This is a genomic window from Deltaproteobacteria bacterium (genome assembly GCA_026388415.1).
Classification (GTDB): Bacteria; Desulfobacterota; Syntrophia; order Syntrophales; family JACQWR01; genus JAPLJV01.
In genome coordinates, this window is record JAPLJV010000034.1 from 1 (window position 1) to 16,185 (window position 16,185).

Annotated in this window: 15 protein-coding genes; 6 read left to right on the forward strand and 9 right to left on the reverse strand. The window is 53.8% G+C overall.

Features of this window, described 5'->3' with window-relative positions; all coding sequences use genetic code 11:
* The 3 genes from NT140_07305 to NT140_07315 form a co-directional block, all read left to right on the forward strand.
* On the forward strand, positions 1 to 783 hold a 783-nt coding region (locus NT140_07305), incomplete at its 5' end, for a DUF3387 domain-containing protein (protein ID MCX5831680.1).
* Between the two features lie 92 nt (positions 784 to 875).
* Positions 876 to 2,114 (forward strand): DUF1015 family protein, encoded by a 1,239-nt coding sequence (locus tag NT140_07310; protein ID MCX5831681.1) that lies wholly within the window; start codon positions 876 to 878, stop codon positions 2,112 to 2,114.
* A gap of 48 nt (positions 2,115 to 2,162) precedes the next feature.
* A complete protein-coding gene (locus NT140_07315) occupies positions 2,163 to 2,927 on the forward strand; it encodes a methyltransferase (GenBank protein MCX5831682.1) in 765 nt (254 codons plus the stop codon).
* Here NT140_07315 and NT140_07320 read toward each other — a convergent pair.
* From NT140_07320 to NT140_07360, 9 genes are all read right to left on the reverse strand, one after another.
* The gene (locus tag NT140_07320; GenBank protein MCX5831683.1) at positions 2,890 to 3,390 is read right to left on the reverse strand and encodes a DUF721 domain-containing protein; all 501 of its coding nucleotides are present in this window, start codon (positions 3,388 to 3,390) and stop codon (positions 2,890 to 2,892) included. The genes NT140_07315 and NT140_07320 overlap by 38 nt on opposite strands.
* A 25-nt stretch (positions 3,391 to 3,415) precedes the next feature.
* Complete coding sequence (locus tag NT140_07325) at positions 3,416 to 5,647, reverse strand: SulP family inorganic anion transporter (GenBank protein ID MCX5831684.1); 2,232 nt, start codon at positions 5,645 to 5,647, stop codon at positions 3,416 to 3,418.
* Positions 5,648 to 5,665: 18 nt separating this feature from the next.
* Entirely contained in the window at positions 5,666 to 6,436 is a 771-nt protein-coding gene (locus NT140_07330; GenBank protein ID MCX5831685.1) for an ABC transporter ATP-binding protein, read from the reverse strand.
* Positions 6,437 to 6,458: 22 nt separating this feature from the next.
* Positions 6,459 to 7,472, reverse strand: a complete 1,014-nt coding sequence (gene glk / locus NT140_07335; GenBank protein ID MCX5831686.1) for a glucokinase — start codon at positions 7,470 to 7,472, stop codon at positions 6,459 to 6,461.
* Positions 7,473 to 7,577: 105 nt separating this feature from the next.
* Entirely contained in the window at positions 7,578 to 7,901 is a 324-nt protein-coding gene (locus NT140_07340; protein MCX5831687.1) for a divalent-cation tolerance protein CutA, read from the reverse strand.
* Positions 7,902 to 7,993: 92 nt separating this feature from the next.
* The gene (locus NT140_07345; protein MCX5831688.1) at positions 7,994 to 8,773 is read right to left on the reverse strand and encodes an RNA methyltransferase; all 780 of its coding nucleotides are present in this window, start codon (positions 8,771 to 8,773) and stop codon (positions 7,994 to 7,996) included.
* A complete protein-coding gene (gene lgt, locus NT140_07350) occupies positions 8,774 to 9,616 on the reverse strand; it encodes a prolipoprotein diacylglyceryl transferase (protein ID MCX5831689.1) in 843 nt (280 codons plus the stop codon). It abuts the gene before it with no gap.
* Between the two features lie 93 nt (positions 9,617 to 9,709).
* Positions 9,710 to 10,666, reverse strand: a complete 957-nt coding sequence (gene trxB / locus NT140_07355; GenBank protein ID MCX5831690.1) for a thioredoxin-disulfide reductase — start codon at positions 10,664 to 10,666, stop codon at positions 9,710 to 9,712.
* 194 nt (positions 10,667 to 10,860) lie between these two features.
* Positions 10,861 to 12,522 (reverse strand): mucoidy inhibitor MuiA family protein, encoded by a 1,662-nt coding sequence (locus NT140_07360; GenBank protein MCX5831691.1) that lies wholly within the window; start codon positions 12,520 to 12,522, stop codon positions 10,861 to 10,863.
* A gap of 201 nt (positions 12,523 to 12,723) precedes the next feature.
* Here NT140_07360 and NT140_07365 point away from each other — a divergent pair, with 201 nt between their 5' ends.
* The 3 genes from NT140_07365 to NT140_07375 form a co-directional block, all read left to right on the forward strand.
* Positions 12,724 to 14,739, forward strand: a complete 2,016-nt coding sequence (locus tag NT140_07365; GenBank protein ID MCX5831692.1) for a sigma 54-interacting transcriptional regulator — start codon at positions 12,724 to 12,726, stop codon at positions 14,737 to 14,739.
* 327 nt (positions 14,740 to 15,066) lie between these two features.
* Positions 15,067 to 15,270 (forward strand): MoaD/ThiS family protein, encoded by a 204-nt coding sequence (locus NT140_07370; protein ID MCX5831693.1) that lies wholly within the window; start codon positions 15,067 to 15,069, stop codon positions 15,268 to 15,270.
* A 126-nt stretch (positions 15,271 to 15,396) separates the two neighbouring features.
* Positions 15,397 to 16,185: aldehyde ferredoxin oxidoreductase (locus NT140_07375; GenBank protein MCX5831694.1), on the forward strand; the 789-nt coding region annotated here is incomplete at its 3' end.

The window sequence follows — 16,185 nt, forward strand, 5'->3', positions numbered from 1 at the left end:
CCCGACCCGGCGGCGCGGGAATTTGCCGCCGAGGTGTCGCCCCTCCAGGTCATCGCCGACAAAATCCGTGCACTGACACGACCGGAGGACATCTCCCAGGTCATGCAGCAGGTGGAAGGGCTCCTCGATCAGTCGATCGCCACCGAGGGCTACGTGATCCGCGAGCCAAGCTCACCCTTTGACGCCGATCATTGGCTTGATCTGAGCAAAATAGACTTCGAGAAGCTGGCCGAGAAGTTCAAGACGGGCCGCAAGCGTACCGTGAATGAGAAACTCAAGGGGACCGTGGCGCAGAAACTTATGGCGATGGTGCGGCTTAACCGCACACGCATGGATTATATGGAGCGATTTCAGGCGATGATTGATGCCTACAATGCCGGTAGCCTCAACGCCGAGGAGTTCTTCCAGCAACTCATGGCCTTTGCCCGGAGCCTGAATGAAGAAGAGAAACGTGGTATGGGCGAACAACTGGATGAAGAAGAACTGGCGCTCTTCGATCTCTTGACCAAGCCGCAGATTGAACTGAGCGAAGCGGATCGGGAGAAGGTCAAGGCTACGGCCAGGGAGTTATTGGCCACACTCAAACAAAGTAAACTGGTGCTCGATTGGCGCAAGCGTCAGCAGGCCCGTGCCGAGGTACGTGTGACCATCGAGAAACTGTTGGACCAGGGCTTGCCGAGGGTCTATACGCCGAAACTGTTCGAGCAAAAAACGACGGCTGTATTCCAGCACGTCTATGATGCCTACTACGGTGCAGGGCGCAGCATCTATGCGGCGGCATGAAGTGTTGCTTTCACGCCGCCGGTATGTTAGCAAGTGAGAAATTATCTGCGGCGTTTTTCCGGCAGAAGCAAATTTTCCGAGGTGATTTAATTATGGCTGAAATTGTTCCGTTTAAGGCGTTAAGACCCCAAAAGCAATACGTAAAGGCGGTGGCTTCTCATCCCTATGATGTGGTCAACCGGGAAGAGGCGCAGAAGATAGCGGCAGACAATCCCTTGAGTTTTCTCCACGTCGAGAAATCCGAGATTGACTTGCCTGACGATATTGTCGCCCCGGATAATGCCATCTATGAAAAGGCCAGAAGCAATCTCGACAAGCTGATCCGGGACGGGATTCTGTTTCAGGACAAGAAGGCTTGCCTTTATATCTATGCCCAGGAAATGCGGGGCAACCGGCAATTCGGCATTGTCGGCGGCGTCAGCATTGCCGAATATGAACGGGGAACGATCAAAAAGCATGAGTTGACGCGCGAGGATAAGGAACTCGACCGGACCCGTCATGTCAACACCGTCAACGCCCATACGGGGCCTGTTTTTATCACCTATCGGGCCCGGCCGGCGCTCAACCGTCTGGTGGCGGACGAGGTGGCCAAGCCGCCGGAATACGAATTTACTGCCGAGGACGGTGTCTCACATGCCGTTTGGATACTCGATGCTGACGATAAGATCAAATTCATTGTCCGGGAATTTGCCGAGATCGGTACTCTTTACATCGCTGACGGCCACCACCGGGCGGCGGCGGCAGCGGCGGTGGCCAGGATACGGAGAGGACAGACCCCTTTAGCCCCCAGTACCGGGTATGAAAATTTGCTGGCCGTCCTCTTCCCCCATACGCAGCTTCACATCATGGACTACAACCGGGTGGTAAAAGATCTGAACGGGTTGAGCGCTACCGAGTTTCTGGCGGCTTGCGGCAAAGATTTTACGGTGTCCGGCGATTTTCAGGCGAAATCGCCTCATCGGGTGCACGAATTCGGCATGTATTTGGGCGGCAGTTGGTATAAGCTGGTTGCCAAAGCCGGCGCTTATGATAATGCCCAACCCATCAGCCGTCTTGATGTTTCCGTCCTTCAGGATAATCTCCTGGCGCCGATTCTGGCAGTTAATGATCCCCGAACAGATCAAAGGATCGCTTTTGTCGGCGGTGTGAGAGGAATGCCGGAATTGGAGCGGCTGGTAGATGAACATAAGTTTGCCGTGGCCTTTGCCCTGTACCCGCCGACCATAGATCAGTTGATGGCCGTGGCTGACGCCGACGGAATCATGCCCCCCAAATCCACCTGGTTTGAACCGAAATTGCGTAGCGGTATCTTCACGCATCTTTTGGATTAGCGCGTTCATCGGGTTTAGCAAGTTAAGTAAATTACGGGTGCAGCATTGTTGGAATGGTCTGTTGGCGCTGATGAAACCATAGACGATATTGCGGGCGGACGACTGAAGATCCTGCAAAAGGCCAGGGGATACCGGTTTTCTTTAGATGCCCTTCTCCTGGCTCATTTTGTTGACTTGCAGCCGGGCGATCAGGTGCTGGAAATGGGCGCCGGCAGCGGTGTAGTGTCCCTGATCCTGGCCGATCGCTGGGCGGGGACAGCCATAACGGGCATTGATATTCAGGAAGAATTTGTGGCTATGGCGGCAAGGAGTGTCGTCATAAACGCGCTTTCGCAAAAAATTGCAATACGCCGGATTGACGTCAGAAAGGTCAGCGCCGCCTTTGCCCCCGGTTCCTTTGATGTGGTTGTTGCCAATCCCCCGTATCGCAAGATAAATTCCGGCCGGATCAATGTTAACCGCCAGAAGGCGTTAGCCAGACATGAGATAACCGGTGCCATCAGGAGTTTTTCAACGGCGGCCGGTTATGTCCTGAAACCGGCGGGACGGGCCTGTTTCATTTATCCGGCGACCAGGATGGTGGAGCTGCTGTGCTCCCTGCGAGAGGCCCTTATTGAGCCCAAGCGCTTACGGATGGTTCATTCCCATCAGCATGATACGGGCAAGTTTGTGCTTGTGGAGGGCGTCAAAGAAGGGGGAGAGGAGCTCTCGATTATGCCTCCGCTTTTCATCTATGAAAAAAAAGGCCTCTATTCGTCAGAAATGGCCGGTATTTTCAAGGAGCTTTCTTCTCCCGGGATCGCCGCCAGGTGATTTCCTTGGTCATCACGCGCCGGACGATTTCCTTCAGTTCCTGATCCGCCAGGGTGTCTAAGCAGGTGTCCATCATTTTTTTATCCCTTTCTTTGAGCGGAACGGCTAATAAATTGCGGAAGCCGGGCTCATTGGCCTGATCCGGGAATGCCGGGAGCTGACCGATTACAAAACGGATGTCCTTAATCGCCGACTTCCCCAGGACGTTGTTCACTTTGCCGATGATTTCCTCTTTGAGGAAATGCAGTTGCTGCATCCAGACGGAATTGGCCACCTTAACGAGCAGGATCTCCCTGCGCAGATGCTCCGGCCGGGACTGGGAGGCAATCTGCGGACCGACGGCCTTCCCCCAGGCTTCAATCAACCGGCGGTCCTCCAACCGGAAGGGGACGTGTCTTTTCCGCAACGCCCGGGCCAGGATTTCGTCAATTCTTTGCAGTTTTGGTAGTGGTCTTCTGCGCATACTGTTCTTTCTCAAAACTCAGGATTTACCGCTCCTCAAGTGCCCGCAGCTCGACGTCGGCCTGGCGCAATCGCTCGGCAATGGCCGAGGCCAGACGGGCAAATATCTGGACGCCCAGAACGGGATCGGAGCGGGACTGCTCGTTGAAGCGAGTGCGGGACAGGACGTAGATGTCGGTGGCGACCTTCGCCTCTACATCCGCCGTACGTTTCCCGCGATCCAGAAAAGAGATTTCGCCGAAGAAATCCCCGCGACCAATGGTGGCAAGGTGGTGGTGTTTTCCCCCTTCCAGAGGCAGCAATATCCTGACGCTGCCGCGGCGGATCAGGAATAGTTCGTCCCCATCGCTCCCACTGGGGAAGGCCCGCTCTCCCGGTGCGAGAGAAAGTTCTCCCATACAGGCGGCCAGCCTGCTGAGCGTCCGTTCATCAAACTCGCGTAACAGTTCGAAGTCCTTCATCTCCAGCCGATTTTCCTCGCTCTTCTTCGGACTTCCCGCCGCCTCCAGGATGCGTTCCTCCATCCATTCCAAGGCGCCATCCAAAGTATCCGCAATCATGACGCCGCCCCCCGCTCCGGCGACGCCTAACTGGACTAAGTAGTGTTCGAAATTCCGTTCTTCCAAGAGACCCGAAGGCATACCGCTGAACAGCAACTGACCGCCGCGCTCCGCCAATTGGGCATGCATCTGCTCGAAGAGATGCGCCGCCGTGTAGTCCATGGACTGGACGCGGCGCATATCGAGGAGGATGAAAAGCTTCGTTCGCAGGTCGGGCTCCAACTGGGTATAAAGTTGATCCGTAGTGCCGAAGAACAGGTTTCCCTGCAGTTCGCAGAAGACCCCCCGGTCGCCGCTATTATTCAGTATCTCCCGTTCGGTGGAGAGACGACGCGTCTTGGAAGACATTTGATTCAGATAGAGCTTGTGCCGGATAACAGAGCCCCGGATCTGATCCCGGATGAAAAGCAGGATGGCCAGCGCTACTCCTACCCCCGCTGCGGCGATCAGGTCCACAGTCAGCGACACCAGGATCACACCGGCAATGACGGCGAAATCCTGTCTTCCGGCCGGATAACGCAGCATGCGGAACATACTCTTGTCGAACATCCGCCAGGCGATGACGAGCAGGATGCCCGCCAGGGCGCCAATGGGAACCCAAGCGATCAGCCGGCTCAAAAAAAGCAGGGCCAGAATGACAAAGCCTCCTTCGATCAGGCCGGAGCGTGGGGTTCTGCCGCCGCTGGTCAAGTTAACCAGCGTGGGGCCCATCGTTCCGGAGCCCGGCATGCCTCCGACCAAGAAGGATGCGAAGTTACCGATCCCCTGCCCGATGAGTTCCCGGTTCGAGTTATGCCGACTGCGGGTCATGGCATCGAGTCCCACGCACGTCTTCAGTGTATCTATGGAAAGCAGCACGGAAAGCGTCAGAGCCGGGACAATAATGATCTGAACGGAAGACAGATTGATAGATAACAGGGAACCTGCCCGACCGGTAAGGACACCGAGGAAGGAGCCGGAGGTCTGGATCGGCCCGATGACGAGCGGGTTGCCGGGCAGGGTCAGGAGCGCCGGCAAAAACATGGCCAGCCCGAAATAGGAGGCAATGCCGCCCGCAAGACCGATAATGGCGGCCGGCGCTTTGCGCGTGAGGCGGGGTGCTATTCCCATCAGGACGATGGTGACGATCCCGACCGCCAGTCCTTCCCATTTCCAGAGCGCCGGGGAGATCAATCCCAGGGCGAGGGAGGTTCCCTTCGGAAATCCGAACAGCTTCGGCAACTGCCCCAGGGCAATAAGCAGCCCTACCCCGGAGAGGTACCCGCTTACGACCGGGTAGGGGATGAACTTGATCAAACGCCCGCCGCCGATGACGCCATAGCAGACCTGAAACCCGGCGGCCAGCAGAGCGGTCAGGGCCAGCAAAGGCAGAACGTCCTGGGGAGCGAGCGGCGCTCCGGCCTTGCCTCCCAGCAAGCCCGCAACAAGTGCGGTGAGAACGGCTGCGGCCGGTGCGCAGGGGGCCGATATCAGTCCGCCTGTCCGGCCGAAAAACGGCGCCGCCAGGCCGAGAGCGGCGGCGCCGAGAAACCCGGCCATGGCTCCCATCCCGATATATTCCGGCCCCAGCGCCGTGTAGGTGAGGACTCCGAAGGCGATGGAAGAGGGAAGAGCCACCAGCATGGCTGCCAGCCCTCCCCAAATGTCGCCGGCCCACGATGAAGTTGCCTGTTTTACCTGTCCGGTTTGAACATCCATTTTCGTCACCTCTACCTGCTAAATTGTTACCCGCGGCGCCCCTGTGCGGGGATTTTGGTCCACCAGGACATCAGCTTCGTAAACTTCCCCGATGTTGCTTGCCGTTATGACCTCGGCGGGCCTTCCCAGACTGTGTATTCTTCCCCCGCGCAGGAGGATGACGCGGTCTGTGTACCGGGCGGCCAGGTTGATGTCGTGAGTGACGACCAGAACGGTTAAGTCCTTTTCCTTGTTCAGTGTTTTTATGAGATCCAGGAGGGCAAGCTGATGTTTGATGTCCAGAAAAGCCGTGGCTTCATCAAGGAGCATAATTTCCGACTGCTGGGCGAGCGCCCGGGCAATCAGCACCCGTTGTCTTTCCCCGCCGCTGAGGCGGTTGATCAAGCGTCCCGCAAAAGGCAGGGTGTCCGTCCTGGCCATGGCTTCCTCAACTATCAGATTATCATTGCCGCCTTCAAAGTGGAGGCCTCCTGAATGGTGATACCGGCCCATCATGACGATTTCCCGCACCGTGAACGGGAATACCAGGGAAAACTCCTGAGGCACGAAGGCCATGATGGCGGCCAGTTCCCGGCGGCTTTTTTTACGGATGTCACCGCCCCGCACGAGCATTTCCCCTTGCTGGGGCACGAGCAGGCCGGCGATGACCTTAAGCAGGGTGGTTTTTCCCGAACCGTTGGGGCCGATGATGCCGATGATTTCGCCCTGCCCTACCTCAAAGGACACTCCCTTCAATACCCCTCTCTTTCCATATCCGAAGTCAATCTCTTTGAGTTGCAGGATGGGCATGATGGGGAAGTTCTCCAGTTTGTTAAATTGCCGCTTCAGGCGATGTCTTCCTGGCGTAATAAGCTGCGCCCAAAAGAGGAGCGGCTTGATTGAGAACCACGTGGACCGGTATTTGCGCCACCATTTCCGACAGACGGCCTTTGCGTCGGAAGGCGTCCATGAAGGCCGGCTGGTTGAAAAACGGCAGGATGCGCGGAGGCAGTCCGCCCGCCACATAGATGCCGCCCGTGGCCATGAATCTCAGCGCCATATTGCCCGCCTCGGCCCCCAGCGTGGACACAAATATCTCCAGCGCTTGAACGCAGATCAAGGACCGGCCCTCTGCGGCCAGGGCGGCTGCGACGATGAGCGGCGTGGCATCTGCGGCGGTGGCCACCCTCTCGGCAAGGCCGGGGAGGTCATCGGCCGGATCGTTTTCCTTCAGAAAACGGTAAATATCCGGCAACCCGCGGCCCGTGCAGACGCGGTCGTAACTGACATGTCCCCAGCGTTGACTCAGGTGGCGGAGAAGTTCGGTTTCCGTCCCATTGTTGGGGGCAAAGTCGCCGTGACCGCCTTCGGATGCGTAGCTTTGATACCGCCTTCCATCCCAGATTAGAAATGCCTCGCCAAGACCGGTGCCGGCGGCAATGACGGCCATGTTGCCCTGAGGAACGGGCTTGCCCCTGTTCAGGGTGCGCAGATCCTCAGGCGGTAGAAAGGGCAGGGCGTGAGCGGTAGCCAATAGATCGTTGATGATGCCGACCGACGGAATATTCAGGGCGGCGGCCAGTTTCTTCCCGTCAATCAGCCAGGGCAGATTCGTAATAGCCACCCGGTCTCCCAATACCGGTCCGGCGACGCCGAAGCACGCCCGCTCCACCTTTCCGGCCTTGACCTGGCCGATAAATTCCCTGACGATGGTTTCCAGATCCGGATACCGGGCGTTCTCGAAGGTCATCTCGGCCAAAGGCTGTGGCGGTTGAGCATCGTTGCCGCCAGTGGAAAAAATCCCCAGGCGGGTCTTGGTACCGCCTATATCACCCGCAAGCAACATGTTGATATTCTCCCCGTCCTTCGACAGGCTCAGGATGAGCGGACTACATATACCGCTCGTGGTGAGCTTGTCGAACCATCATAAATGTCCACCGCCGAGCTACCCTCAGGTCGCCTGGATTTCATCGCGCAGCCACTGCAGGTAATCTGCGCTGCCGGCCGTAATGGTCAGGGCGATTATTTCCGGCACTTCGTAAGGATGGAGGACCTTGATAGCCTGTTCCAATGCTGAGAAAAGATCCTGCCGGCTTTTGATCAGGCACTGCCATTCCTCCGCCTGCTCAATCTTTCCCTGCCACCGGTAGGTGCTGTGTACCGGTCCCACAATCTGCACGCAGGCGGCCAGTCTTTTCTCAACTAAGGACGCCGCTATTTTTTCGGCATCGTCCTTACTGGCCGTGGTCGTGATGACCTGGATATATTGCTCCATAATCTGCCTCTCCAACGTTGGTCCTTCGACAGGCTCAGGATGAGCGGGCTGTATATACCGCTCGTGGTGAGCCTGTTGAACCATGCGCCGGGTTACGAAGTTGCCGCGTACATCATGATGGCTGCCGCCTGGGGGAGGCTCAGCGATTCCGCCCGGCCCGCACCCGGGATGTTCCATCTTTCATCAGCCAGCTCCAGCAGATCCTCCGGCAGTCCGTGACTTTCGCTGCCGAAGAGCAGGGCTGTTGGTTGCGGGCAGGGATGAGGCGACGTCCCGTTTTTTACATCGCCGGCAACCAGCAGAAAATTTTTCTTGAGCGACGGAATCACGTCCGCAAAATCTACCTCCGGGACAACGGCAAGATGGAACAGGCTCCCCATCGAGGTCCTCACCACCTTGGGATTGGTGAAGTCAACAGAATCGGCGCTGAGCAGGAGCGTTCCGATCCCGAACCAATGGGCGGTGCGGATCAGGGCGCCCAGGTTATTGGGGTTATTCATCCGGTAAGCCAGGATGATATGTTCCGCTGGTAAAGTTGGTAAATGGGAAACGTCGGGGCAGAAAGTCGGTTCGGCAACGGCCATTATTCCCTCGGAATTTATGTCCTGGCTTAATCTGCCCCACTGTGTCTCTGTTAAAGTATATACTGCAACTGAAGCGTTCAGTTCTGATACGAAAGAGCTCCACCGTACTTGTTTTTGCTCCATTACCAAAAGCGCATGAACCTTCCACTTGCTTTTTAACAGCTCCGCTACCACCTTGGAACCTTCCGCCAAAAAAAGTTTCTCTCGCCACCGGACCGTCGCCCTGGCGAGACTTCTCCATAAGTTAAGCTGAGACCGCGCTGGTTTTATAAACGTCTCGGGGGGCATTTAAACCTGCTTCTCCACGGTTTTCCTCATGACAATAATGCCCAGGCCCGTGATGATCATGGCAACGCAGAGCAGTTGCCCCATGCTCAGGATACTCCAGATAAAGCCCAGGTGGGCGTCCGGTTCCCGGTAATACTCGATAAAAAAGCGGATCAGGCCATAGCCGATAATATAAAGGGCGAGATGGAAACCGGCAAACGGTCTCCATTTTCTAATCACCCAAAGGACAACAAAAAGAACGATGCCCTCAAAAAAAGCCTCGTAAAGCTGGGACGGGTGGCGCAGCTCCCGGCTCGGCGCGAAGGGGAAGAACATGCCCCACGGGACGTTGGTTACCCGTCCGAAAAGCTCACCGTTGATGAAGTTGCCGACACGGCCAAAAGTGTATCCCAGGGGAAAAGTCGGGCAGAAAAGATCTGCCAGGCTCCAGAAATTAATCTTCCTGTTATGGCAGAAGATCAGGGCGGCGATAATGATGCCCAGGGCGCCGCCGTGATAGGACATGCCGCTGATCCCCACAAAGCGGACACCGTGGGAGAAATTCAGCGGAATAATGATTTCCAGCGGATGATGCAGGTAATAGCCGGGGTTGTAAAAAAATACGTAACCGAGACGGGCGCCGATAATGAGCCCGAATATACCCCAGAGAAAAAAATCCTGGATCGTTTCCAGAGAAAATTTGAAGTCTTCTTTTCTCAGGCGGTATGCCACCAGGATGTAGGTCACGAAGAAGGCGACGAGATACATCAGGCTGTAATAGCGTAGTTGAAAAGCGCCGATTGTCAAGATATTGGGACTTATATGGTAAGGTAGGAGCTGCCAGTAACTGATCCAGTCTTGCATGTCATCCTTCTTTTCTTCACCTCCCTCGACGGTAGGGGATTGAGGGGGAGGGTGCAAATAATTTCGTTTACGAACTTCCTATGTTGATTGGGGTTAGTAGGCCTCCCCTTTCATGTCTTCCACGTAAAGCTGGGCGGCAAAGGCGGCCGTGGCCCCGTCGCCGCAGGCGGTGACCACCTGGCGGAGCAGTTTGCCGGTGCAGTCGCCGCCCGCAAAAATTCCGGGGGCGGAAGTTTGCATCCGGGCATCCACGGTGATGTAGCCGCTTTTGTCCATTTCCATCTGACCGCGGCACATCTCCGTGTTGGGAGTCAACCCCACGAAAACGAACACCCCATCCGCGGCAAGTTGGCTTTCCTGACCGGTCTGGAGATTCTTGATTGTTACCCCTTGCACAAAATCCTGGCCGCCGATTTCAGTAACAATGCTGTCCCAAATGAAAGAAATTTTATTGTTGGCAAAGGCCCGTTCTTGCAGGATTTTTGTCGCACGCAGGCGATGGCGGCGGTGAATAACCGTAACCTGGGCCGCAAAGTGCGTGAGAAAGATCGCCTCCTGGATGGCAGTATCTCCGCCGCCGATAACGATCACCTCTTTGTTCCGGTAAAAAGGACCGTCGCAGGTGGCGCAGTAGGAAACACCCTTGCCGGCAAAAACATCTTCGCCCGGGACGCCAACCTTGCGCCAGTTTGCTCCCGTAGCGACGATTACCGCCATAGTCAAGTATTCGCCGCCGGCCGTGACTCTCCATAAATCCCGGCCGTTGTGCTGCTCCTTAGTCAGTGCGCTGACATCGCGCTGCGTTATTTCCAGGCCGAACTTTTCCGCCTGCTGACGAAAAAGCTGCATGAGATCGAAGCCATTGATGCCTTCCGGAATCCCCGGATAATTCTCTATCAGATCCGTGATGGTGATTTGACTCACCGTCGTTGTCCCTTCGATCAGCAATACTTTGAGGCTGGCCCGGGCGGCGTATATGCCCGCCGTAAAGCCGGCCGGCCCCCCACCAATGATCACCACATCATATAATTTATCGTCATTATTCGGCATTCTATTTACCTTCCTGCTGTTTCGGCGCCCCTGATCCGGATAAACGGGATGAGGGCAGAAAATAGTTTCTTGCCGACTAATTTATCCGATGAGGGACATTATTGTAAAGCTAAAATCTCCTCTTTTTTCAGCTCGGCGTCGCCGCAACGGTTTCCAATCCCCCGGCGCTCCCCTATGGCAAAAAATGGCGTCTGTTACAGTCCGGTTATTTCCCGATCCTTTGGATATTCCACAACAATTCCGAAGGTCAGCTCCTTTTTCTCTCCCGCCTGCAGGGGCATCTTCCAAGTCACGGCGCCATCGCTTTTGATCTCCTCCGGCTTGAGGGACGGCTCATCCAGCGTAACCTTGATCTCTTCGTCGCCGGCGACGGGCAGTTGATCACGCAGGGTGACCGTCAGCGGTTCCTTGCGGAAGTTGCCGAGCTCAATGCGATAGCGGTAACTGACGCGGTTTTTACTGAACATGCCTGCTTCCTTGCGCTGCTTGAGTTCTTCGCGCTTGACCGTCACCTGATCGTCTGTGCCGAAGAACAGGTCAAACTTTTCACCCGCGGCGATCTTCTTCAGTTGCGAACTGCCGGTGTAGGTGTTGCCGGTAAAGGTATTGACCTTGCCCGGCAGAAGCGGGTAGGCGGCGCGATTCACAATCTCCGACTTGAGGAACACGTAGGGAGCGAGTTTCGGCAGGGCCAGGTATTCCATGTTGACCGGAAGCTGCTCGATGGCAACCACCGTGCCGTGCCGGGCGCCATCGGCAGGGATATCCAGAGACCGCGGGATGTGAAAGGCGACCGAGGACTGCTCATCACTTATCTGAGCGGTAACAAAGTCCGCCGCCTCTTCGGCCAGCACATCGTCTGACCTGAAGCTCTCCGTCGGCATCCTGGCTGACTTCCTGGCCCGGACGGCCGCCGCCGGGGCCGCCATCATAATCGCCGCTGGCGGCGATGGCTGGGGCCGGAAAAATGATATGCGCCAGGGGTAAAGTTCGGGCGGCGCACCTCCCGCAGCGGGGCGGGCGGTGGAAAGGGTCAGGTCAATATTTTTCCAGTCCTCTCCCGTCTGCTGGCGCACCATTGCCCGAAAGGTCAACTCGGCTGTTTTGGCATCCGGGGACAGACGGACATCGTAGGAGGGCTGCCAACCGGCTTGAGAAATAACCGTGGCGAGATCAAGGGTCAGATTCCCTTCCCGGGCAATCTCCACCATAACCTCCACACTTTTGGCCTCTTTACGGCGCGAACCTGTTGATTCATCCCGCTGACGGCGCAGGGCGTCTATCTTGTCCCTGATGTTTTTCTTTTCGAGCTCAACCTCACGGGTCAGTTCTTCAGCCCTGGTAACCCCCGTACCGACAAAGTTGGAGGCATCCAGCAGTTCTGCCGCCGTGGGACGTCCGATCGCCAGCTCCTTGGAGATACGGTCGCCCCAGGCAACACGGATTGATTCCATAAACGCCTTTTGTGATGACAGGCCGGCCTTCTTCGCGTCCAGGGCGCCGGAACGCAGCTCCAGCGCACGAATTTCCTCGTCCAGCTCCTTCACCCGTTTTTCACCGCTCTGTTCCAGAAAGGCACGTTTGACCTCCATCCCCACAATGTTTGCTCCGCCGCTTCCCTTGCCTTCCACCCGGACTGAATCATCCTGGATCAGTACGGGAAGACTTTCGAAAGCGATCAGATAACTGCCCGGTTTGAGAGGAAGGGTAGCACTGCGGGTGGTAAGGGCCCGGTCGGCGTAAACGGTCACGGCAGTAATCCGTGCGGGAGCCGCTATCCGCTTCAGGTCAGCGGATAAGGAAAGGGTGGGCAGGGACAGGATAATCAGGATAGAAACGAAGCTCAGAATCTTCATGGTGATGCTCCTTAACAATAAAGATTGATAATTTGTGTTGGATATTTGGATAAGCCACTGCTTTCAGTGAGTAAAGTATAGGGGGGCTGTTTTTGCTTGTCAAGAGATATTATGCAGAGTGTCTCATTTTTATTGACATATTCCCTTACCTCCCTTATAACTATTATCAGGTACTTCTTTAACATTATGAGGTGACGGTTAATGTCAAAAGAATTAAACCAGAGAGCCGAATTTTATGATGTCTGGCGCAAATTTGTCTCCAGTGGAGATATCAGCAGGGTACCTATTCACATTAGGCCATCCTGGGAACGTTGCCGGAAAGCTCACTTAGATCCTCAAAAAGGGGCTGCTCCAATCACAACAGGCCAGAACTCGATTCAGAAACGAATTGATGAACAGCCTGATCTGTTTCAGATCGTACAGTCGCATTGTAAAAATATCGAGAGATATTTTGATTTTTTGCCCCTTGGCATCCTTTTTACCGACAGGGACGGATACATACTATCCATCACAGGCGATGACAAAATATTGAAATTGCTCGAAGAGAAAACCCTAAGAATAGGCGGATCTATTAGAGAGGATATTGGTGGCACATCAGCGCCGAGTATCTGTCATGAAGAACGGCGATTTGTGATAGTCAATGCCGAAGAGCATTATTTGCAGGCCTTTCACTGGGCCAGTTGTATTGCAACCCCCATCTTTGATGGGGAACAGAACTTTTTAGGCTCCTTAGATTTCACCGTTACTTCGAGGGATGCGAAAGGATTAAGATATCTCAAGCCCATCTTATTAAACACAGCTAATTCTATACAGTTCGCGTTCTCTCTAAAAAGGAAATTGGAGCAACTTGAACTTTTTCATTTATATTATCGTTCTATTTTTGATTATTCAAGTAGCATCCTGGTGCTGGTAGATAAGAGGGGTGGAGTGATCGATCTAAACAGAAATGCCCAAGAGGTTCTTGAGATCAATCCTGGGGAGATAATAAATAGGGATATTAGAAGTATATTGGACGATAAGGGTAAAATCGAATCCCTTCTCAAGGGTTCTGGCGGGAAAATATCTTTTAGCAGTAGGACGTCAGAATTGTTTTCCACAGAGTCAATCCCGATTTTTGATCGATCGGGGGAAGAGGTTGCCTTTTTACTTAAATTGGAGAAGGAGAGAGTGTATAGGGTGATGCCCGAAAGGTCATCCAATGTAGCTCGATATATGTTCGGAGACATAATTGGAGTGAGTCCCAAAATCTTAGATGTCATTGAAAAAGCAAAAAAAGCGGCCAAAACAGGTTCTAATGTCTTGATTGAAGGGGAAACCGGTACAGGGAAAGAACTGTTTGCCCATGCGATTCATAACGAAAGCGCTTATTGCGAAGGGCCTTTTGTCGCTCTTAACTGTGCCGCCATCCCCCGTGAGCTGATTGAAAGTGAGCTATGCGGCTATGAAAAAGGGGCTTACACAGGTGCACACCCTGCTGGCAACGCAGGTAAGTTTGAATTAGCCAATGAGGGAACGATCTTTTTGGATGAAATCCATAGTATGGATCTGCCGGCACAAACGAAGATGTTAAGGGTAATAGAGGATCGACGGGTTACACGCATTGGAGGAAAATATGCCATCCTTTTGGATATCCGTATTATTGTAGCAACTTCAGTGAATCTTGGGGAAGAAATGGAAAGAGGCCAATTTGACCCGGGCCTCTTTTATAGATTAAACGTCGTAAAGTTGCATATTCCCAGCCTGAGGGAGAGAAAGGAAGATATTCCCACTCTCGTCAATTACTTTGTTGGTGAAATGAATCAGAAATTCAAACGTTCGATAAGGGGAGTGGAACCTGGAGTATTAAACGTTCTTTCTCAGTATTCGTGGCCAGGAAACGTGCGTGAGTTGAGAAACTGCATAGAGAGTGCCTTCAATTTCTGCTCGGGGGAGTTTGTCAGCCTGAATGATTTGGCAGATACAATCGCCGTAAAGCAGGCAAAGGAGACAGCTCCGGGACAGACAATGGATGATATAACGAAGGACCTGTTTATCGAATCGCTAAATCGGTTTGGTAACGTAAGACAAACGGCCGAGTCATTGGGTATCGCTAAAAGTACTTTCTACCGAAGGGCAAGAAAGTTAGGTATATTACTCCGATTGCATGTACATACTCCCCTTCGGTTTGTCAAAAATGAGAAAAAGATTCTCAATTTGAGAAACATCAAGCCACTCTAATCTTAATAATCGTTGGCCAAAAATTTATTCCTGTTTAATATCATTAACTTTTGTCAGAAGACGTAGAAGTCTCTTTTTGGCACTTATCTTGCAAATTTTTCTAGTACATTAGAATACAGCGATATTGTCAAAAGTTTATGAAAACTGACTATGATATATGTAAAGACAATAGTAGAAGGTATAAGGATGATTATAGTATAATCGAGAGACGTCCACGAAGGGCATGGTTTGGGAAAACCGGTGATCACTTAGATTTCGCTGCTATGACAATAAGGGGACACATAGAGAACAATGAGGATAAGTGTGCGGCTGTTCGGTTTATTGGCTATGCACGTCGGGAGCTGCAATAACACAAGCATATTGGAACTCGAAGTAACCGAAGGCACGACATGTCAAGACGTGGCAGCTAAGATCAACCTCCCTGCGGGAGGGGTGTTTATGTTCAGTGTGGATGGGATATTGAAGAGGCCCGCCGAGTTCGTGCATGATGGTGATGAGGTGCAAATATTTACGCCTCTGGCAGGTGGATGAATTAAATAAAATTTTTTATTTTTTTGCTTGCATTCGTGTTGGGGAGCGATATACTGCCCGCCAGTCAATGGTGGCTCCATAGTGGGACTACCTAAGTAGTTATAAATAAAGAAGGAGGAGGAGACGATGAGAAAGATACTTAGGATCGATTTGGCGCACCAGCAGTATAGGTATGAGGACATACCACCGCTCTATGCGAACCTTGGCGGACGGGCTCTTACATCGAAGATTATCAGTGAAGAGGTGGCTGGCACCGCTGATGCCTTGGGAAAAGATAACAAGCTTGTCTTTGCCGCAGGCATCCTTGCCGGCACCGTTGCACCTAATAGCGGTCGTCTCTCTGTCGGGGCAAAGAGCCCACTGACCAACGGCATAAAGGAAGCCAACGCAGGAGGGGCTGCAAGCCAGAAACTGGCGCAACTCGGAATCCAGGGCATTGTTGTAGAGGGGATTTCAGAGGCACTCTCAATGGTAAAGGTGACAAAGGATGGCGTTATATTTATACCGGCTATACCTTTCACGAAGGTTGGCAACTACGAAACGATCAACCGGCTCAAGAATGACTACGGCGATAACGTTTCCGTGATCAGTATTGGTCCCGCCGGTGAGAGCTTGCTCAAGGCCGCTTCCGTATCCGTCACGTCACCGGATTTCAAGATCAGAATGGCGGCGCGCGGTGGGCTCGGGGCCGTCATGGGGTCAAAGAAGCTGAAAGCGCTTATTATTGATGATGCGGGCGCTGCCGGCGTTGCGGTCAACGACGCGGCAAAACTTAAAGAAGCAGCCGGTAACCTCTCGAAAGGCATCCTCACCCATCCACTCATGGAAGGACTGAAGCAGTTGGGCACCCCGCTGCTGGTCAATATGATTAATGGGGCTGGCGCACTTCCGACAAAAAATTACTCCCTGGGCCAA